This window comes from Acinetobacter sp., from assembly GCF_045628685.1.
GTDB lineage: Bacteria > Pseudomonadota > Gammaproteobacteria > Pseudomonadales > Moraxellaceae > Acinetobacter.
This window is the reverse complement of the sequence record NZ_JAZQPV010000057.1, coordinates 100,205-120,825: the sequence shown is the minus strand read 5'-3', so window position 1 is coordinate 120,825 and position 20,621 is coordinate 100,205. Positions and strand designations below refer to the sequence as shown.

Sequence of the window (20,621 nt, the reverse complement as noted above, 5' to 3'; positions counted from 1 at the left end):
AAAAAGATCTACATGAAAAAAATAAGAACTTAACCAGAATTTTAAGGTCTTGAGTGCCTTGATTCCAAAGTATTTTTAAAGATACTGATCAATCACCGCAATATGCTTTGCCAACGAGCCTGTATTTTTAAACATGATCTGTTGCGCCTGCTGGTTCAGTTGTTCTGCAGCCCCGTAATCATATAACAGTTCCATTAATACCTTCGCTGCCTGCTCTGCTTCATCGACGACTTTGACACCACCGACAGCCAAAAATTCGTCAACAATACTCTGGAAGTTAAAGTAATTTTTTCCCAAAACAGTCGGTACATTTAAAGCAATTGGCTCTAAAATATTATGTCCTCCGCCCGGTTCATTCAATGAACCACCGACAAAACAGACTTGACTTAAGGCGTACCACAGCCACATTTCGCCCATACTATCGGCTAAATATACTTGGGTACTGGACTGAACTGATTCACCCAAACTACGACGTTGAGTATTTAAATCCAGATTTTGAACAAGCTGAAATACCTCATCAAAACGTTCCGGATGACGTGGCACCATAATTACCACAATTTCTGGATGTTGCCTAAGATAAGGCTGTAAAGCCCTAAGGAGTTTTTGTTCTTCTGGCGCATGCGTACTGGCAAGGGTGATGACTTTACGTGATGCTAAATTCCAGTTTTGCTTCAGTTGCTGTGCCTGCTGAATAAAGCTTTCAGGAGCATGAATATCAAATTTGATACTACCCAAGACCTGACTTTTATTTTCAGCCATGCCCAAATTCAGAAAACGCTTTAAGGTCGCTTGATCTTGTGCCAATAGCTGGTCTAAACCACTCAGCATGCCTCGGGTCAGCCCTTGAACTTTGCCGTAACCTTGGGCGGATTTTTCAGAAAGTCGAGCATTGATCAGTAAGCACGGCACTTTAAATCGCTGGGCTTGATCGATTAGATTCGGCCAAATTTCAGTTTCTACCAATACCAATAATTTCGGCTGGTATTTTTGATAAAACGCCTGAACCACGGGTTTCTGATCTGCAGGCAAATACACGGCCTGGAACAGATGCTCATAGGGTGCTTTTAAAAACAGTGATTTCGCCCGAGCCTGTCCGGTCTTGGTGGTGTTAGTCACTAAAACTGCATGACCCAATTTTAAATAATGTTCAATTAAAGGTTGGGCCGCATTGGTTTCGCCCACCGACACGACATGAAACCAGATGGCATTCAGGTTTTTAGGCGGCTGGAAGGGTCCAAAACGCTCAAGACACTCTTGCTGCAACTGCTCCATATTTAACGCACGTTTTTTGATCTGCCATTGATACAATGGTTTAATGATTGATAATGCTGCGTTATACCAAAAAGGAGTAGCCAAACAAGTTGCCTCAAATTGTGTTCAGTCGGCAAAATATAACAGAGCAGCCTCCACATGTTAATGAATTCTGCTCTGCCCGATGATTTATTCTGCTTTATTGATCGATCAACTTAGCTTTCAGCCAACTGTTTATTTAAAAATGGATAGTCAATATAGCCTTCTGCCACATCAGTGCCAATCATATTTTCAAACTTCAGTTCATTCAGGGGTTCATCTTCCACCAACCGCTCGAAAAGGTCAGGATTGGCAATATACGCTTTACCAAAAGACACCGCTTCGGCTTTGCCTGAGCTCAATAATTCAAGTGCATCATCACGGCTTAAACGCATATTGGCAATATACGGCACACCATTTGAACGTGCTTTCATATCTAGGCTAATACTGCCATCCGCCAAATATTCACGGGTAAAAAAGAAGGCAATATTACGTTTACCCAGTTCTTCTAGCACATAACCAAAAGTTTCTTTCGCATTAGCATCGCCCATATCATGCTCATCGCCACGCGGCGCCAAATGCACACCCACACGACCTGCACCCCAGACTTCAATCAGGGCATCAACCACTTCAAGCAGGAAACGCGCACGGTTTTCAACAGACCCACCATAAAGATCGGTACGTTTATTGGTTGAACTTTGCAAGAATTGGTCAATCAGATAACCATTGGCCGCATGCAATTCCACCCCGTCAAAACCAGCAGCTTTGGCACGAATAGCAGATTGTTTATATTGCTCGGTAATGGCATGAATTTCTGAAATTTTCAGTGGACGCGGCACCACATATTCACGTTTTGGACGCAATAAGCTGACATGACCCGCCTGTTTGACCTCACTGGCAGAAACCGGTGTTTCCCCCTTTAACAAATCAGGATGCGAGACACGACCGACATGCCACAATTGTGCCACGATCAAACCGTCTTTGGCATGCACTGCAGCTGTAACAAGTTTCCAGCCTTCAACCTGAGTATCGGTAAATAAGCCCGGTGTTTTTTCATAGCCATTGGCTTCTTCTGAAATCACCGTTGCTTCAGAGATGATTAAACCGGCGCTTGCACGTTGGGCATAGTACTCGGCCATCATGGCGGTCGGTACACGGTCAAGGGTGGCACGGCTACGTGTTAATGGTGCCATCACGACACGGTTTTTAAGTTTAAGTTCACCAAACTGAATTGGTGTTGAAAAATCTGTCATCCAGCAATCCTCTTACAGCTTGCTTGGACTGATTTAGTCTAAAGCGCATGCTGTAAATGTTGTAAAAATTCTTGGATCAGTGCTTCATTACGTGAGAAATAAGACCATTGCCCATATTTGGTCACATGAATCAGCCCTGCTTGTTGCAGAACCGATAAATGATTGGACATGGTCGATTGAGAGATATCGGCAATTTTTTCCATCTGCCCTGCGCATACGCCACGACTAAAATCATTTCCGCACTCTTCAGCGGAAATGTAATGCTCAGGTTCTTTTAAACATTGCAGAATCTGACGTCTAATCGGGTTGGCTAAGGCTTTATAAATTGCTTCTGTGTCCATCTCATTTCACTCATGTCATGATCAGCACCTTACCAAAAATCATTATATCGAATTTATACGATATTAATATCGAAATTTATCGATACTGTATATTCATTTTGTAATTTGCTGCAATCTTGTACAACTTCACTCTATTCTAACATTGTCTGATGGATGAGTTACCTTCACTCAATCAGACAAATTTTAAAGCTAAAAAAACAGAGGACCAGCCTCTGTTTTTCAAGCAATAAACTTATAAGCCCTGTTTTAAACTGGCTTCAATAAATTTATCCAGATCGCCATCCAGTACTGCGCCGGTGTTCGAGCTTTCTACACCGGTACGCAAATCCTTAATACGTGAATCATCCAGTACGTATGAACGAATCTGGCTACCCCACCCGATATCGGACTTGGTGTCTTCAAGCGCTTGTGCAGCATCATTACGAATTTGCATTTCACGTTCATACAGTTTGGCACGTAACTGTTTCCAGGCATGGTCACGGTTGGCATGTTGTGAACGCTGGTTCTGACACGCTACCACAATACCGGTTGGCGCATGGGTTAAACGTACTGCAGAATCCGTTTTGTTAATATGCTGACCACCGGCACCCGATGCACGATACGTATCGGTACGAACATCTGCCGGGTTGATATCAATTTCAATGTTGTCATCGACTTCAGGCGAGACAAACACCGCAGAGAATGATGTATGGCGACGGTTACCCGAGTCAAATGGAGACTTACGCACTAAACGGTGAACACCTGATTCAGTACGCAACCAGCCATAGGCATATTCGCCTTCTACCCGAATCGTCGCCGATTTGATTCCGGCAACATCACCGTCAGACTCTTCCATCAATTCTGCTTTAAAGCCGTGACGCTCAATCCAGCGCAAATACATGCGAAGCAGCATTGAAGCCCAGTCCTGTGCTTCTGTACCCCCAGAACCCGCCTGAATTTCCACATAACATGGGTTTGGATCCATTGGATTACTGAACATACGACGAAATTCAAGTTTTGCCAATTCTGTTTCAGATGCATCTAATTCTGCTTGCACATCTTCAAGCAAGCTTTCGTCATCTGCTTCAACTGCCAAATCAAGCAATGCTTGCGCGTCTTCGAGCTGTGTCGATAAACCTTCAAGTACATTTAATACATTTTCAAGCTCGCCTTTTTCTTTGGCCATCGCTTGCGCACGACTTTGGTCATTCCATATTGCTGGATCTTCTAACTCGCGAAGAACCTCTTCTAAACGCTCTTTTTTCAGATCGTAGTCAAAGATACCCCCGTAGTGTTTGACCACGGTCGTTTAAGTCTTTTAATTGGTTTAGATAAGGATTAATTTCCACGTGAATTACTCTCAATCAGAATACTAGGCTTAAATACCTGTTAATTATAACACAGAGCATGGATGCAATTTTAGAGGGCCGATGTGCAATAGCATTGACCAAGACTGCATTTATAGCTCATATCAGCAATGCTGATCTTGGCTATACCTATAACCATATAGAAAGAAAGGAAGATTTTTCGGTGATAACGGATTCATGTGAATTTAATGTCCACCATATGGGTGGTGGAATCGAATATTTCGTTGAGCAATTCTACCTAAATGGCGAACTGGGCTTTGGTCAAATAGAAGATAAATTCAAAGTTACAACCCTATGGTTAAATAGCACCCAAACAGAAGATTCTGACGTGACAATTTATCATGCATTGGCCGGTTATATGCCTTTTCTAACCTGCTGTTCGCTTTAGGTATTGATGGCTATCAAGATGAAGGTGACCTGCAAGACAATTGCTCTGCCGTACATGTAAAATATGTCACGCCAATAATTCAAGTTCGGTTTTTGAATGTAAAAGCTGACGGTACATTTGGCGATGAAGATGAAGTCACCATTGGTACAACTTATTATTTCGACCCAGCTTTCAGCTTAGGTACGGGTTATAACATTGTAGATAAGGAGGAAGATGATGTTTATTTTTCTCTATTCGTTCTAAATGTTTCATCAATTCTAACTTTGCAATAGGTGGGAAAGTTGGTTGGGGCGATAATATTCAGGCATTCAAAATTAATGCAACATATCGTTTTTAATTAAGCAATAATTAACAGTCAAAAACCCTCTTAATTGAGCTTAATTGAGGATATTTTTTGATCCTTAACTCATTATTATGTTACAAAATACTTAAAATTTTATTAAAAATTCACATAAATCCATTAACTCTCCACAATTTTAATAAAACAAAACATTTATATAATTTAATATTTTTCAAATACTTAATATTAATAAATTACACAAAATTACATTAGCAACATTGAGTAACCTTGAGAGGATTGACCCAAATTCATTTTGCTCTAGACTAAAACTTGTAACAAAAAATGTATTAATTTTGACCATAAATTTAAGGGGTAGTATCCATGAAAAAATTAGCCATTGCTTCAGCACTTCTTTCTGCTTTAGCAGTAACAGGTACAGCAAATGCATACCAAGCCGAAGTAGGCGCAGCAGCTGCTTATGTTGATCCAGATAATGGCAGCTCAGGTAGTGCTTTTGGTGTAGATGGTACTTATTACTTCAACCCCGTTCAAACTCGTAATGCCCCACTTGCAGAAGCAGCATTCCTTGACCGTGCAAGTAACGTAAATGCCCAAGCAACATTTGCTGATCGTGGGGATTTAGATAACAACACTTACGGTATAGGCGCTGAGATTTTCGTACCAAATTCTGACTTCTATTTAAGCGGTAACATCAGTCAAAATGAAACAGAACGTTTCAATATACAAGGTCAAAAATATGACTTTGATACCACGTACTATGCTGCTGAAGTCGGTTACCTTCCAGCTCCAGGCCTATTGATTGCCGCTGGTCTTAAAGGTTATGACAACGACTATGATGATGGTGTAGATCCAACATTACGTGCAAAATACGTAACTACCTTAAGTAATGGTAAAGACATCAACCTAGAAGCTGGTGCAGCATTCGGTGATCTAGATGAGTACAATCTTGCTGCCGATTACTTCATTGATAAAACACTCAGTATTGGTGCTGATTATCACAACAATGACTTAACTGATCAAAGTGAATTTGGTATCAATGCACGTAAATTCATTAATCAACAAGTCAGCCTTGAAGGTCGTGTTGGTTTCGGTGAAGCCGGTAACAATGACTACAACTCATTTGGTGTAGCTGCGAAATACCGCTTCTAATTTGTCTTAAAACTATTCAAATGAAATAGCCCATCTTCGGATGGGCTATTTTTTGCTTAAAAATAAAGAGTTTATTTATATTCATAAAATGCACATTTTATGAGCGTTTATTTTACGTACACCGATATCAACTAAAATATAATGTCACATTTTTATCACAAAACAGAGATATTGAGAATGCAGGCGATTTAGACCCCATTTTTATTAATGGTAAATACTATCTCAATGGGATTCAGGTAAAAAATGCTCCCTTGGCAGAAGCTGTATTCTTGAGTAAAGCCAGCAATATCGGTCGTGGTTATGCCAATGCAAGGAGTGACGGAGATGAGGATATTGAGGTATTTGGATCAATGGCGAATTTTTTATTCCAAATCCACAATTTATGTCAGTGCTGCTCTTAACCAAGTCGATGTTGGTGATGAATATGATACTGGTTATGCTTTTGAAGTCGGTTACTTACCAGTTGATGGTTTATTATTAGCTGTTGAGGCAGCCAATGAAAATGTAGATCCTGTACAAATTCCTAATTATGGATATTATTACTACAAATCTTTTAAACGCTGTAATAGTGGGACGAAGATACTGCGATGTCTTTACATACCAAATATGTGACTTTAATTGGTAATCGCTATGCCAATTTTGAAGGGATCTCCTCTATGGGTAATGAAACGACTTACCGTTTGGGTGCAGATCTTTATATCCATCAGGCATTAAGCGCAGGTGGATCAATCGCTGATTTTACTGCTAATGAGTCAGATACTCTTTTGGTATTCACAGTACATTCCGTTTTTAATATATGCCGATAGTTAAATTAAAAAAACTGCTCAGATGAGCGGTTTTTTTGATTGTTCTAAATACATGACACGCATTTGTAAACTGACATTGCCATTAAATTCATTTTTATCAAGCTCATACACTAGTCTAACGGTATTCTGCATGGCATCAAATTCGAATTTTTCACTGGCATTAAAGGCAATTGCTTCCACAATTTGACCATTATCCAAAGCCAAACGTAGCTTTAAATGAGTTTCTTTCAGCCAGCGATAATCTAAAACTTTGAATATCCCTTCAAAAACCGGCGATGGAAATTTTTGTCCCCACGGGGTTAGATTTTGCAGCAAATCGACCGTATCAATTTGAAAAGTTGCTGTTGGTAATTCACCATCGGTCCATAAAGTGGCTTGAAACAGCGATTCATCCATCTTTGAGATCAGTTGCTCAAAAGCCTGTTTGAATTCTTCAAAATGCTGTTTCTGGATAGTTAAACCCGCTGCCGCAGCATGTCCACCAAAGTGGCTGACCAAATGTGGATGTTGCTCCGCAATCAGTTCAATCGCATCTCGAATATGCACACCTTCAATTGAACGTGCAGAACCCTTAATATGAATCCCATCATCATCTGCCGCAAACACAATGCTCGGACGATGAAACTGTTCTTTTAAACGACCTGCTACAATACCAATCACGCCCTGATGCCAATGCGGTTCAAATAAAATTAAAGCTGCAGGTAAATCTGCCTGATCTAATTGCAAAGCAGCTAATTCAGATAAAGCCTCTTGCTTCATCTGTGCTTCAACCTGGCGACGCTCAATATTCAATTGATTCAACTGCTGCGCCAATGGATAAGCTGTTTGCATATCGCTGGCCAGGAGACATTCAATACCAATGTCCATGGTTTCCATGCGCCCGGCCGCATTAATTCGAGGACCTAGCACAAAGCCCAAATCTTGTGCCTTGAGTTGAGACGGGTCTCGTCCTGCAATATCGAGTAATGCACTTATCCCACTACGACATTGATTTTGCTGAATCCGTTTTACCCCGGCATCAACCAGAATCCGGTTGTTATAGTCTAAACTTGCAACGTCTGCATAAGTACCCAGTGCAACTAGGTCTAAATACTGTGCCACCTTGGAAGTCGATTTCCCCAATTTACTTCGGTGACTCGACAGGTTAGCAAGCAAATAAAATGCAACCCCAACCCCTGCCAATGCCTTACTTGGAAAATCACATCCCAATTGATTTGGATTCACCACAGCTTCGGCGTTAGGCGTTTTCTTGGTGGTCAGATGGTGATCGGTAATAATCACCTGCATGCCATGCGCTTGAGCTTGCTCAACCCCAGCATGACTGGAAATACCGTTATCGACCGTAATCAGAAGGTCTGGCTGATAGCGGCTAAACGCCAAATCTGCAATTTTAGGTGTTAAACCATAGCCATACTTGAACCGATCTGGAACCAAATATTTAACATTGGCGCCCATGTCCCGTAAAGCTAAAACCATTAATGTAGTACTGGTTGCACCATCAGCATCATAATCACCAACAATGACTATTTTTTTATTTTCATCAATGGCTTGATCCATAATCTGAATGGCTTGTTCTAAACCCTTCATATTTGGCGCGAGTAAATATTTCAGTTTAAGTTCGAGTTCTTGTTCAGATTGCACCCCACGGCGCGCTAAAATTTGCGCAATAAAGGGCGACACGCCCTGAATATTTTCAGGGCGTGTAATAAAAGGTCGTTGCAGAATCAGTGTTTTTGGCATTTAAGGCATGAGTCGTTGTAATTTCCACGTACCGTCGATTCTTTCATAACTTAAGCGGTCATGTAAACGGTTTGGACGACCTTGCCAAAATTCGTAATAGTCCGCTACCAAACGGTAGCCCCCCCAGAATTCGGGTTTGGCCAATTCCGTTTTTTCTGCAACCTTATCTTGCAAGGCCTGAAAACGCGTTTGTAGTTCTTCACGACTGGCAATGATTCCACTTTGTGGCGTGCTGATATGCGCTGCAATCTGGCTATTACGTGGACGTTTATGGTAATAGTCAGTCGACTCTGCTAAGGAAATTTTTTCAACTTTCCCACTCACCCGAATTTGACGTTCCAGTTCAGGCCAGTAAAACAGCAGCTCTGCATACGGATTTTCAATTAAATCTAAACCTTTTTGGCTATCATAATTAGTATAAAAGTCATAACCTGCCTGCGTTGCACCGCGCAACAATACGGTACGCACGTGCGGACGACCTTGCCCATTTGCCGTAGCTAAAGACATGGCATAGGGTTCATGTAACTTGGCTTCTAAAGATGCGTTAAACCATGTTAAAAACTGCACATGCGGATTTTCATCCACGTGGGCTTCATGTAATTCACCTTTTTGGTAACTTAAGCGAAGTTCGCTCAAGTCTTTAATCACATCATTCATATTATTACCTTAAGCCGCGTTGGCACGTACAGCATCTGCAAGATAGTTGGCTAAATCAGTCACTTCCTGACGATCCTCACCTTCCACCATCACACGAATGACCGGTTCAGTTCCCGATTTACGAATCAGTAAACGACCCCGACCTTTGAGCTGTTGTTCAGCTTTTTCAAATTCAGTTACCAGTGCAGGCACCGCATAGGGATCAAACATTGCTTCTAAACGGACATTTACCAGTACATTTGGCAATAAATGAAAGTCTGCAACCAATTCATGCAAAGCTTTTTTCTGTTCAACCATGACAGTCAACACTTGTAAGGCTGCAATAATCGCATCGCCTGTAGTGCTCTTATCTAAGGTCAGAATATGCCCTGATGGTTCACCGCCAATCACCCAGCCATTTTCATCCAGTGCCTGCAACACATAACGGTCACCTACACTGGCACGTACAAACGGAACTTGGGCTTTTTCTAAAGCCAGTTCAAGTGCCATATTGCTCATCACGGTGCCGACAATTCCTGCAGGTTTATGGCTCGCTTGGGTCGCCAGAATATAAAGGATGTTATCACCATCGACCAATTGACCATTTTTATCGACTAAAACTACGCGGTCGGCATCCCCATCAAAGGCAATTCCCAAGTCAGCTTTATGCTCAACCACTGCTTTTTGCAGGTTTTCCGGATGGGTTGAACCACAGTCTTTATTGATATTTAGACCATCGGGTTGGTTATAGAGTGCAATAACTTTAGCACCCAGTTCTTTAAATACCGAAGGACCCACGTTATATGCAGCACCATTGGCGCAGTCCACCACAATCTTTAAATTACTTAAGTCAAAATGGTAAGGGAATGTGGATTTGCAAAACTCAATATAACGGCCGTTAGCATCTTTGACACGAACGCTTTTGCCCAGGTTTGCGCTATCTTCAATTTTCAATTCTTTTTCAAGTTCTTGATTGATTGCTTCTTGAACTTCATCGGGTAATTTTTTGCCTTCGCTTGAGAAGAATTTAATCCCGTTATCAAAATATGGGTTATGCGAAGCTGAAATCACAATGCCTAAACTGGCATGCATTGCACGGGTTAAATGTGCGATAGCAGGTGTTGGTAATGGTCCCAATAAATGAACATAAACCCCGGCAGCATTTAAACCGGCTTGCAAAGCTGATTCTAAAATATAGCCAGATAAACGGGTATCTTTGCCCATAACAACGATGGGTTTAGTTTTCTTGCTATATTGTTTTAATACTTTACCTGCCGCAAAGCCTAGCTTGAGTGCAAATTCAGGTGTAATTGGAAGTTCCCCAAACTTTCCACGAATACCGTCTGTTCCAAAATAACTCATTTTCTACTCACTTCTTATACATGTGTGATGATATTTATCATCCGATTTTATCTGTAATTACTTTACACCAAAATCCAAAAAGCCATCATATAAATGACGGCTTTTCATGGCTTGGATTACTAAAAATCAACCAACACGATAGTTTGGCGCTTCTTTGGTAATCGTCACATCATGCACATGCGATTCAGACATACCGGCTGAAGTAATTTTAACGAACTTCGCATTTTGACGAAGATCTTCAATCACAGCAGAACCCGTGTAGCCCATAGATGAACGTAAACCGCCCATCATTTGGTGCACGATGTTACCCATTGGGCCTTTGTACGGTACGCGACCTTCAATACCTTCCGGTACGAGTTTTTCAGCACCGGCTTTAGAGTCTTGGAAATAACGGTCTGCAGAACCAGTCGCACCTGCCATTGCACCCAACGAACCCATACCACGGTAAGCTTTGTAGTAACGGCCCTGGAAGAATTCAACTTCGCCAGGCGCTTCTTCAGTACCGGCCATGAGCGAACCGACCATAATCGTACTTGCACCGGCACCAATAGCTTTGGCCATATCACCAGAGAAGCGGATACCGCCATCAGCAATTAAAGGAATCTGTTCTTTCAATGCATTGGCAACACTATCAATTGCAGACATTTGTGGCATACCAATACCGGCAACAATACGTGTGGTACAGATTGAACCTGGGCCAATACCCACCTTAACGGCATCGGCACCGGCATCAAGTAAAGCCAATGCAGCATCGCCCGTTGCGATATTACCGCCAATTACTTGAACTTGAGGATAGTTGGCTTTAACCCAACGAACACGTTCAATTACCCCCGCAGAGTGACCGTGTGCAGTATCTACCACAATCGCATCTACGCCCGCTTCAACCAATGCTTCAACACGTGCAGGGGTTTCAATGCCTGTACCGACTGCAGCACCAACACGCAGACGACCTAAATCATCTTTACAGCTGTTTGGATAAAGCTCTGCTTTACGGAAATCAGTAACGGTAATCAAACCTTTAAGTTCGTTGTTGTCACCAACCACCAATACTTTTTCAATACGGTTTTTTTGTAATAAGGCTTGGATATTTTCTTTAGATTCGTTTTCACGAACAGTCACCAAACGGTCTTGACCGGTCATGATGTTGCTAACCGGTTGTTCTAAATTGGTCACGAAACGTGTATCACGACCAGTGACAATACCGACCACTTTGCCATCTTTAACAACAGGTACACCGCTGATATTGTTGGCTTGAGTCACTGCGATTAATTCACGAACCGTAGTTTCTGGAGTCACAGTGATAGGGTCTTTCACCATCCCTGCTTCGAATTTTTTCACACGACGTACTTCAGCTGCTTGAGCAGAAATATCCATGTTTTTATGCAGGATGCCAATACCACCGTTTTGTGCCATCGCAATAGCCATACGTGATTCTGTCACAGTATCCATTGCAGCTGAAACAAGGGGAATATTCAGATTAATGCCACGAGTAAGGCGTGTCTTTAGGGAGACATCTTTTGGGAGAACAGTTGAGTAGGCAGGGAGTAATAAGACATCATCGAAGGTTAGTGCTTCTTGAACGATGGTCAACATAACAGTCTCACTGGTAATTTCCGTGCGCTATTATAAACAAAAAAAACAGTTTTATTCATGTTAATTTCAAACAGTCAGGAAAAATAAATTCACATCCTGCATATTTATGAGTTTTTTTGTTCAAAAACAGTAACTCTGCTGCATTATGCTGCTTAAGATTTAATTTTATAAATGATTAAACCTCCTGATCAAAACCATCCTCATTGCTTGGTTCTACTGTTTCAATAGGTATAAACGGAATCATATTATAGGCACGGCGAGCTTTATTACATTGTTCATCCGCAATCTGTACTTCTTTGCAGGTTGAACTGCGCACGCTATAAATTGCGCAGTTCACCTGCTCGCCAATTTTTCCCTCGAGCGCCACACAATAGGGCTGGGCCTGATGAGTACCTTGCATACATGAATATACCGCAGTCAGCGGTTCGGTATAATGTTCGGGCATAGCAATGCCTTCAGCCCAATAAAATGAAACCCGAAAATAGGCGCAGCAAGCGCCACAGCTTAAACAGGCATCTTGGGTGGGTGCTTGAGACAACATTCTTATAAATTCTCGTCATCAAAGGTCTAATTTTTAGACAGAAATATTAAAAAATGTTGCTTTTATACGCAAGAAAAATCAGTGAACAGCAGAGATATTATTCTGGACAGGTAAATACTGTTTCATCCATCAAGTCGATCCCGCACTCTAAAGTTTCAATCCAATCAAGGAACTGGTTAATCTGCTCTTTACCCATAAATGGCGTACCGTGCTGAGGCACAATCATTTCAATATCCATGGTTCGTACCATATTCACCCAAAGGCGAATCACTTTATTTGAACACATATAGCGTTGGTGAAAGCTTTTCATCTTGGGAATATGCGCTGCAAAATTTTCCAGCGGTTTAGACGCATCATCTACCATGGAAGCCCCCATATCACCGGAAAATAAAATTTTTGCAATCGGATCATAAAACTGAAAATTGCCCACGGAATGCAGGAAATGCGCAGGCACAACAATAATACGTGATTCGCCCAAAGGAATGATCCCACCATGATCCGGTAATTCAATCAAGCGTTCCAGCCATCCACCTTTCATCCGGTCACTCATAAATGCCGAGTTCAAATGCGGTAAAAAACGCGCCCAGAGTTTAGACGCCACCACTTTAGCTTCGGTATAAACTAACCAGCGTGGCATCGAGGTAATAATATCCGGATCTTGGTGAGAGGCCATCACATAATCAAGATTGGTCAAGCGGGTATATTTATTCAGTTCCATGGTCAGTGGGACATAGGTTAAATCACCGCCTGGATCCAGCACTGCGGCACGTTCATTATCTAAAATTAGAAATTGGTTGGCTTGTACACCTTCACCTTTGACCAGACTGGTAAAGCTAATACATTTATGTGTGCCATTATCAAATAACACTTGTGATGTAGTGCGATCAAATGCCATAACCCATTCCCCAAAATATCGTTGTAAAAGTGCATTTTTAATGCCATACAACATATAGGGTATTATGGCGATTTACAACAAACATGTATTGAAATATTGTCAGCTTTATCAGTAAATTGTGATACGTTTTGCAATAAAAAATCCCGACTAAAATGCCAGGATTTTTCACTACGATTCAACTTTATAAGAAATAATGTTGTGCCAAGGTTGAAACACCAATGATTAAGAATATGCTCGCACCAATCTTATGAATCAGTGGAATTGGCAATTTATCAGCCAGCTTATTCCCGACAAAGACTGCCGGTGCATTGGCAATCATCATCCCAATTGTAGTACCGATCATCACCCAGAATACACTGTCAAAACGCGCAGCCAGAGCGACGGTTGCCACTTGGGTCTTGTCCCCTATTTCAGCCAGGAAGAACAGCACAAAGGTTGCACCAAACACGCCATATTTTTGCCATTTATTAATATTATCGGTTTCATCTTCCAGTTCGTCTGGAACAAGCATCCACAGTGCCATCGCGATAAAGCCAACCGATACAATCCAAAGCAAGACGTCTGGGCTTAATACCGTAGTAATCCACTGACCGAGAACAGCCGATATACCATGGTTCAACAAAGTCGCCAATAAAATGGCAAGCAGGATAGGAACAGGTTTACGAAAGCGTGCCGCAAGTAAAAGCGCTAATAATTGAGTTTTATCACCCATTTCAGCGAGGGCAACAATAGCGGTAGAGATAAGCAGTTCATGCATGGGATCTTTCTCTGGCTAGCAAAATTTGCCGATGACTTATCGCTCCTGCTAGCCAAAATCTGCAGAGTGATAAATCAAAGGTCTTGCCAACAAAAGAAGCTTAATAAAAGCTGATTTGGTTCTTTGCTATGATGACCATGTTCTGTTGAACAATTATGTTGACCATCACCTTTTTACATTGCGTAAAAAGCGGCTACTCCCCAATGAAGTGGGGTGATTTTAATCGCAAAGCTATTTTTTATCAAATCAATTTTCCGATAAGCTTTTTAGATACAAGATAAAAACAAATTAAATTAAACGATGATAATAAGGACTTTCAGAAATTTTCATTATGCCTTGCAAAGAATAAAAAAACCTGCTGGAGCAGGTTTTTTTATTCTTCATGCTTTATGAACTGATTAGAGTAATAAAGTACGAATATCTGCCAAAAGCTTGGTCAGTTTATGGGTAAAGCGTGCAGCATCAGCGCCGTTAATCACACGATGGTCATAAGACAATGACAATGGCAACATCAGGCGTGGATCAAAACTTTCACCATTCCAGACCGGTTGCATGGTTGCAGGTGAAATACCCAAAATTGCCACTTGAGGCCAGTTCACCAATGGGGTAAATGCGGTACCGCCAATTGAACCCAGACTGGTAATGGTGAAATTCGCACCTTGCAAATCTTTCGGTGATAATTTTTTCTCACGCGCCTTTTTACTTAATTCACCCAGTTCAATCGCAATTTGCTTCACTGATTTTTGATCTGGGTTACGCAGTACAGGCACGGTCAAACCATCAGGCGTTGCTACAGCAATCCCCATATGGATTTCACTGCGTAACAATATTGATTTCTGATCATCCGCCAAATGACCTGCAAAATAAGGCTCTTCTTTTAAAAGATGCGCCAGAGCTTTGGCAATGAAAGCCAAAATGGTCAGGCTAATACCCTCTTTCTTGAAGTTGCCTTTCAACTCGCCGCGCCAAGCTTCAAGTTCGGTAATATCGGCTGCATCAAACTGGGTAACTTGAGGAATGAAGTTATTCAATGACAGTTGCGGAACAGAAACCTGTTGCAAGCGTGTCATGGCTTTTTCTTCAGTACCGCCAAAAGCACTAAAATCAGGAAGCTTAGGCAAACCCGAAACCTGTGCTACAGCCTGTGCAACTGGCGCTGCTTGAGGGGTGGTTAAACGTGTTTTCACATACGCAAACACATCTTCCTTCATTAAGCGATTATGGGTGCCCGAAGCTTTCACTTGAGATAGCACCACACCGAGTTCACGTGCCAGTTTACGTACTGCAGGACCTGCGTAGACTTTGGCATTTGCCGCACTTTGCTCTTTGCTCAGTTTATCGGAACCCGATGCAGCGACTGGCGCTTGCGCCTGTTCCGCTGGTGCCAATTTAGCAGGAGCAGCTTCTGGCTTAGGTTCGAGTTGTTGAATGTCTGCTTTTGCTGCAGGTGCGGCTTGAGCTGCAGCCTTGACTTCACCTTCAATGGTTACCAAAGCTAAACCTTGGCTGACACTTTGTCCCATCTCAACATGAATCGCTTTAATCACCCCGGCAGTTGAGCTTGGCACTTCAACCGTAGCTTTATCCGACTCCACCACAATGATGCTTTGATCCGCTTCAACCATGTCACCGACTTTAACTAAAATTTCAGCAACATTGGCTTTATCCACCCCCAGATCAGGTACGGTAATTTCAATTGCACCACTTTGAGCCGGAGCAGCATCTGCCACAGGCTCAGATTTCATTACAGCAGCTTTTACATTTTCTGCTTTTGGAGCCTTAGCTTCAGCTGCAGTTTCGGCCTGAGTCGCACCAGCAACTTTCACTTTAATCAGTACCACACCTTCTTTGACGGTGTCGCCTTCATGAACTTCAATACTTTCAACGATACCTGAAACTGAACTTGGCACTTCTACCGTAGCTTTATCGGATTCAACCACGACAATACTTTGGTCAATATCAATCACATCGCCAACGCTGACCAGAATTTCGCCCACCAGCGCTTTTTCTACGCCAATATCCGGTACCTGAACTTCAACAATGCTGCTCGATGCAGATGTAGAAGATGGTACAGAATTCGCCGTGCGATGCGGCTGATGAGCTGTCAGTTCCTGCATGATTTCATCATCAGGCAGAGAAGTCGGCGTATTTTCCGAAGTCTTTTCTGAAGCATCCGCCTCTTGAACTTCAGTCGCTGCATTAGATGCATCTTCTGATTCAAGTTCAATTAATGCCGCGCCTTCAGTGACATTATCGCCCAGATTCACCAGAATGCTTTTCACCACACCTGCTGAAGTGCTCGGCACTTCAACAGAGGCTTTATCCGATTCCAGCAAGACCAAACTATCATCCACATCAATGGTATCGCCGACTTTAACTAAAATTTCCGCAACAGTGGCTTTATCGACCCCAATATCAGGTGTTTTGATTTGCATGCTTAGTTCTCCTCACCTGTTGGCTCTTTATAATCCGCAACCGCTTGAACTTCTGGGTGGGTTTGAGGCAACCAAGCTACAGGACGGTCGGTATCTAACTCAAAGCTTGAAATCGCATCCTTGACTAAACGCGCATCCACTTCGCCTTCATCGGCTAATTTTTTCAATGTCGCAACCACAATGTGCGCTGCATCGACACCAAAGAAACTACGCAGATTGCCACGCGTATCTGAACGACCATAACCATCTGTACCTAAAGTCACATATGGACGGTTGTCTGGAAGATAGGCACGGATCTGTTCGCTATAGGCGCGCATATGATCTGTTGCAGACACCACGATGCCATCAGTACTGCGTAATTGCTTAGATACCCAAGACTCTTGTGCTTCTTCCGCCAATGGATGCAGACGGTTGTATTCTTCAACCGCCATGCCATCACGTGCAAGTTCGTTGTAGCTGGTTACGCTCCACACATTTGAATTAATTTGATATTCATCACGCAGGATTTTTGCTGCTTTAATCACTTCACGAAGAATCACACCTGAACCCAATAACTGAACAGTGGCTTTCTCATCTTCTTCAAGCAAGTACATACCACGTTTGATACCTTCCTCAACCCCTTGTGGCATTGGCGGATGCTCGTAGTTTTCATTCATTACTGTCAGGTAATAGAATACACGTTCCTGATTGACATACATGCGTTGTAAACCGTCATGCACAATTACTGCAAGCTCATAACCGAAACATGGATCATATGCGACGCAGTTCGGAATGGTGCCGGCAAGAATATGTGAATGACCATCCTGATGCTGCAAACCTTCACCATTTAATGTAGTACGGCCAGCCGTTGCACCCAGCAAGAAACCTTGTGCCTGAGCATCACCTGCTGCCCACGCAATATCGCCAATACGCTGAAACCCAAACATGGAGTAGTACATGTACATTGGAATCATCGGCAAGTTATTGGTTGAATAACTGGTAGCCAATGCCGCCCATGCACTCATCGCACCGGCTTCGTTAATTCCTTCTTGCAGCATGTGACCATCTTTGGCTTCACGATAGTTCATTAGCTGTTCTTGATCTTCAGGGGTGTAATGCTGGCCATGTGCCGCATAAATACCCAACTGACGGAACATGCCTTCCAGACCAAAAGTACGTGCTTCATCCGGAACAATCGGCACCACGCGGTCTTTAATCGCTTTTTCTTTTAATAATGCAGAAATTAAGCGCACCATCACCATGGTAGTGGACTGTTGTTTACCACCTGAACCGCGCAATACGCCATCAAAAACTGATAATTCAGGAATCGCCAAAGTTTCACTTTCTTTACGACGCGCAGGTAAATACCCTCCCAAAGCCTCACGACGCGCTTTCATATATTTCAATTCAGGAGAATTTTCACTTGGACGATAGAAAGGCAATTCTTCCAGTTGCTCATCATTAAATGGCAAGTTGAAACGGTTACGGAAATATTTTAATGATTCCAACTGCATTTTTTTGATTTGATGGGTTTTGTTGACTGCTTCAATTTCATCAGACAAACCATAACCCTTGACTGTTTTTGCCAAGATTACTGTCGGTTGACCGTTACTTTTGGTGGCAGCAGCATACGCAGCATAAACCTTATACGGGTCATGACCACCACGGTTCAGATTATCAATATCTTCATCGCTTAAATCTTTAACCAGCTCTTTTGCTTCCGGGTATTTGCCAAAGAAGTGTTCACGGGCATAACCGCCCCCCTTCACTTGATAACGCTGGAAGTCACCATCCACCGCTTCTTCCATCACAGCTTTAAGCGCACCAGATTCATCTTTATCAAGCAGTGGATCCCAATGACGTCCCCAAACTACTTTAATGACACGCCAGCCGGCACCACGAAAAATAGATTCCAGTTCTTGAATGATCTTACCGTTGCCACGCACAGGGCCATCCAGGCGCTGTAAGTTACAGTTCACCACCCAAATCAGGTTGTCGAGCTTTTCACGGCCTGCAAGCGAGATAGCACCCAAGCTTTCCGGCTCATCCATCTCGCCATCACCGAGGTAGGCCCAAACTTTACGATCTTCTGTTTTAATCAGGCTACGGTTCATTAAATATTTTTGAATATGTGCTTGATAGATCGACATGATGGGACCCAGACCCATCGATACGGTCGGGAACTGCCAATAGTCCGGCATCAAGTAAGGATGTGGATAACTTGGCAGACCATTCCCGTTCACTTCACGACGGAAGTTACTCAGTTGTTCTTCAGTTAAACGGCCTTCAAGGAATGAACGCGCATATACACCCGGTGCACAGTGACCTTGATAATAAATCATGTCACCGCCGAAATGATCATTGCCAGCACGGAAGAAATGGTTAAAACCAACATCATACAAGGTGGCTGAAGAGGCAAAACTGGCTAAGTGACCACCGAGATCATCACCGGTTTTATTGGCACGCAATACCATCGCCAAAGCATTCCAGCGAATCAAGGCACGAATACGGCGTTCCATGTCTTGGTCACCCGGCATGGCTGGCGTTTCTTCAACTGAAATAGTGTTGAGATAAGGAGTATTTAGACGCTGAATGGGAACATGGGTAGCAATTGCGCGCTGATAGAGCTTTTCGAGCAAAAATGCCGCTCGCTCCGTTCCCATATGTTGTAAAACCGAGTCAAAAGCATCTTGCCATTCTTGGGTTTCTTGCGCGTCAGTATCACCATAAAACGCCATATTCCACCTATTCCTTGAGCCTATTTATATTCTCTATATGTACCATACTTTAGAGGGCTTCAGTTATTGCTACAGCTGAATACGCAATAGCACTATTATTTAGATAATAAATACCTATTGACTATTCTTTACGCAATAAAACAAAAAACCGCCAATATAGGCGGTTTTTTATACAATAAGTATTCTATAAAATGATAATATAATATTTAAAAGCTATAGCAGCTTTTTAATCTATTCTTTAATTGAATTACCACACTCTTTAAGGTTCGTTACAACTCTTTAAAGTAAAACTGACAGAAAAGCTTTTAAAAGTTGTCATACTTGGTCTTATGGCAACATAGCTAAATAGGCGGATGGGTTTTTACGCTGACCGTCTTTTACTACTTCATAGTGTAAATGCGGACCAGTACAACGACCAGTACAACCTACATTGGCAATGTGGTCCCCGGCTTTGACTTGATCACCAACACGGGCAATTAAACGGGATGCATGCGCGTAACGGGTTAAATAACCATTACCGTGGTTGATTTCGACGTACTGACCATAACCAGTACCCCAACCTGACTTAGTGACAACACCTGGGCCCGTAGCATAAATAGCGGTACCACTCGGTGCAGACATATCCAAGCCTGAATGATTTTCAGCGCGACCACTCATGGTACGACCGCCATAATTTGAGCTAACGCGTTTCATGTCAGGAAGCGGATGAGCTACCAACCAAGAGTAAGGATTGTTAGAATAACTTTTTGAGGAGCTTGAACCGTATTTTTTTGCGAGCGATTCATTGTTCAATTCAATAGTTTTCTCACGTAATTTGACGCTCATTATTGTTTCGGCAGGAATATCAATGTCATTTGATTCTGCATAAGAACCTTGAGCCAAAGTACGGGTCAATTGTTCAATACGATCTGTGGATACATCAGAATTTAGCTCTACCAAATCAGCAAAAGCTACAGATGCAGCAGACGCTGCCAATGAAAACGCTAATAAAATACGTCTTGTATGCATAAAAACCCCTTTTAACTGTTCTTAGTTAATGTTCTTGTGTGATCTCTTCCTTGATATCTACTG

18 protein-coding genes and 1 riboswitch are annotated in these 20,621 nt (G+C 42.4%); of the genes, 4 read left to right on the top strand and 14 right to left on the bottom strand.

Annotation, left to right across the window (positions count from 1 at the left end; translation table 11 throughout):
* Positions 1–75 precede the first annotated feature (75 nt).
* The 4 genes from ACKI4H_RS08360 to prfB all read right to left on the bottom strand — a co-directional run bounded on the left by ACKI4H_RS08360 (position 76) and on the right by prfB (position 4,212).
* Positions 76–1,356, bottom strand: a complete 1,281-nt coding sequence (locus ACKI4H_RS08360) for a 3-deoxy-D-manno-octulosonic acid transferase (RefSeq protein WP_407305035.1) — start codon at positions 1,354–1,356, stop codon at positions 76–78.
* Between the two features lie 110 nt (positions 1,357–1,466).
* Positions 1,467–2,543: an alkene reductase gene (locus ACKI4H_RS08355; protein ID WP_407305033.1), complete on the bottom strand. Its 1,077-nt coding sequence runs from the start codon at positions 2,541–2,543 to the stop codon at positions 1,467–1,469.
* A 38-nt stretch (positions 2,544–2,581) separates the two neighbouring features.
* Complete coding sequence (locus ACKI4H_RS08350) at positions 2,582–2,884, bottom strand: ArsR/SmtB family transcription factor (protein ID WP_407305032.1); 303 nt, start codon at positions 2,882–2,884, stop codon at positions 2,582–2,584.
* Between the two features lie 232 nt (positions 2,885–3,116).
* A protein-coding gene (gene prfB, locus ACKI4H_RS08345) for a peptide chain release factor 2 (protein ID WP_407305029.1) occupies positions 3,117–4,212 on the bottom strand; the annotation gives its coding sequence in 2 pieces (ribosomal slippage) (positions 3,117–4,139 and positions 4,141–4,212; 1,095 coding nt in all).
* A 58-nt stretch (positions 4,213–4,270) separates the two neighbouring features.
* Between prfB and ACKI4H_RS08340 the strand changes: the two genes are divergently transcribed.
* From ACKI4H_RS08340 to ACKI4H_RS08325, 4 genes are all read left to right on the top strand, one after another.
* Positions 4,271–4,618: a hypothetical protein gene (locus ACKI4H_RS08340; protein WP_407305028.1), complete on the top strand. Its 348-nt coding sequence runs from the start codon at positions 4,271–4,273 to the stop codon at positions 4,616–4,618.
* Between the two features lie 661 nt (positions 4,619–5,279).
* On the top strand, positions 5,280–6,068 hold the full coding sequence (locus ACKI4H_RS08335) for a putative porin (protein WP_407305025.1): 789 nt from the start codon (positions 5,280–5,282) through the stop codon (positions 6,066–6,068).
* A gap of 300 nt (positions 6,069–6,368) precedes the next feature.
* Positions 6,369–6,680, top strand: coding sequence for a hypothetical protein (locus tag ACKI4H_RS08330; protein ID WP_407305024.1), 312 nt, complete (start codon positions 6,369–6,371; stop codon positions 6,678–6,680).
* Entirely contained in the window at positions 6,656–6,874 is a 219-nt protein-coding gene (locus ACKI4H_RS08325) for a hypothetical protein (RefSeq protein WP_407305022.1), read from the top strand. The genes ACKI4H_RS08330 and ACKI4H_RS08325 overlap by 25 nt, the downstream gene beginning before the upstream one ends.
* An 18-nt stretch (positions 6,875–6,892) precedes the next feature.
* Here ACKI4H_RS08325 and recJ read toward each other — a convergent pair whose 3' ends face one another.
* From recJ to ACKI4H_RS08275, 10 genes are all read right to left on the bottom strand, one after another.
* Positions 6,893–8,614, bottom strand: coding sequence for a single-stranded-DNA-specific exonuclease RecJ (recJ, locus tag ACKI4H_RS08320; protein WP_407305021.1), 1,722 nt, complete (start codon positions 8,612–8,614; stop codon positions 6,893–6,895).
* A complete protein-coding gene (pdxH, locus tag ACKI4H_RS08315) occupies positions 8,615–9,271 on the bottom strand; it encodes a pyridoxamine 5'-phosphate oxidase (protein ID WP_407305020.1) in 657 nt (218 codons plus the stop codon).
* Between the two features lie 9 nt (positions 9,272–9,280).
* Entirely contained in the window at positions 9,281–10,612 is a 1,332-nt protein-coding gene (gene glmM / locus ACKI4H_RS08310; protein WP_407305018.1) for a phosphoglucosamine mutase, read from the bottom strand.
* Between the two features lie 126 nt (positions 10,613–10,738).
* Entirely contained in the window at positions 10,739–12,205 is a 1,467-nt protein-coding gene (gene guaB / locus ACKI4H_RS08305; RefSeq protein ID WP_407305017.1) for an IMP dehydrogenase, read from the bottom strand.
* 175 nt (positions 12,206–12,380) lie between these two features.
* Positions 12,381–12,746 (bottom strand): YkgJ family cysteine cluster protein, encoded by a 366-nt coding sequence (locus ACKI4H_RS08300; RefSeq protein ID WP_407305016.1) that lies wholly within the window; start codon positions 12,744–12,746, stop codon positions 12,381–12,383.
* A gap of 97 nt (positions 12,747–12,843) precedes the next feature.
* Entirely contained in the window at positions 12,844–13,641 is a 798-nt protein-coding gene (locus ACKI4H_RS08295; protein ID WP_407305015.1) for an MBL fold metallo-hydrolase, read from the bottom strand.
* Positions 13,642–13,822: 181 nt separating this feature from the next.
* Positions 13,823–14,398 (bottom strand): TMEM165/GDT1 family protein, encoded by a 576-nt coding sequence (locus ACKI4H_RS08290; protein WP_407305013.1) that lies wholly within the window; start codon positions 14,396–14,398, stop codon positions 13,823–13,825.
* 73 nt (positions 14,399–14,471) lie between these two features.
* Positions 14,472–14,612: riboswitch (yybP-ykoY riboswitch) on the bottom strand.
* A gap of 184 nt (positions 14,613–14,796) precedes the next feature.
* Positions 14,797–16,833: a 2-oxo acid dehydrogenase subunit E2 gene (locus ACKI4H_RS08285; RefSeq protein WP_407305012.1), complete on the bottom strand. Its 2,037-nt coding sequence runs from the start codon at positions 16,831–16,833 to the stop codon at positions 14,797–14,799.
* Between the two features lie 2 nt (positions 16,834–16,835).
* Positions 16,836–19,550: a pyruvate dehydrogenase (acetyl-transferring), homodimeric type gene (aceE, locus tag ACKI4H_RS08280; RefSeq protein WP_407305011.1), complete on the bottom strand. Its 2,715-nt coding sequence runs from the start codon at positions 19,548–19,550 to the stop codon at positions 16,836–16,838.
* Positions 19,551–19,877: 327 nt separating this feature from the next.
* Complete coding sequence (locus ACKI4H_RS08275) at positions 19,878–20,558, bottom strand: M23 family metallopeptidase (protein WP_407305009.1); 681 nt, start codon at positions 20,556–20,558, stop codon at positions 19,878–19,880.
* Positions 20,559–20,621 lie beyond the last annotated feature (63 nt).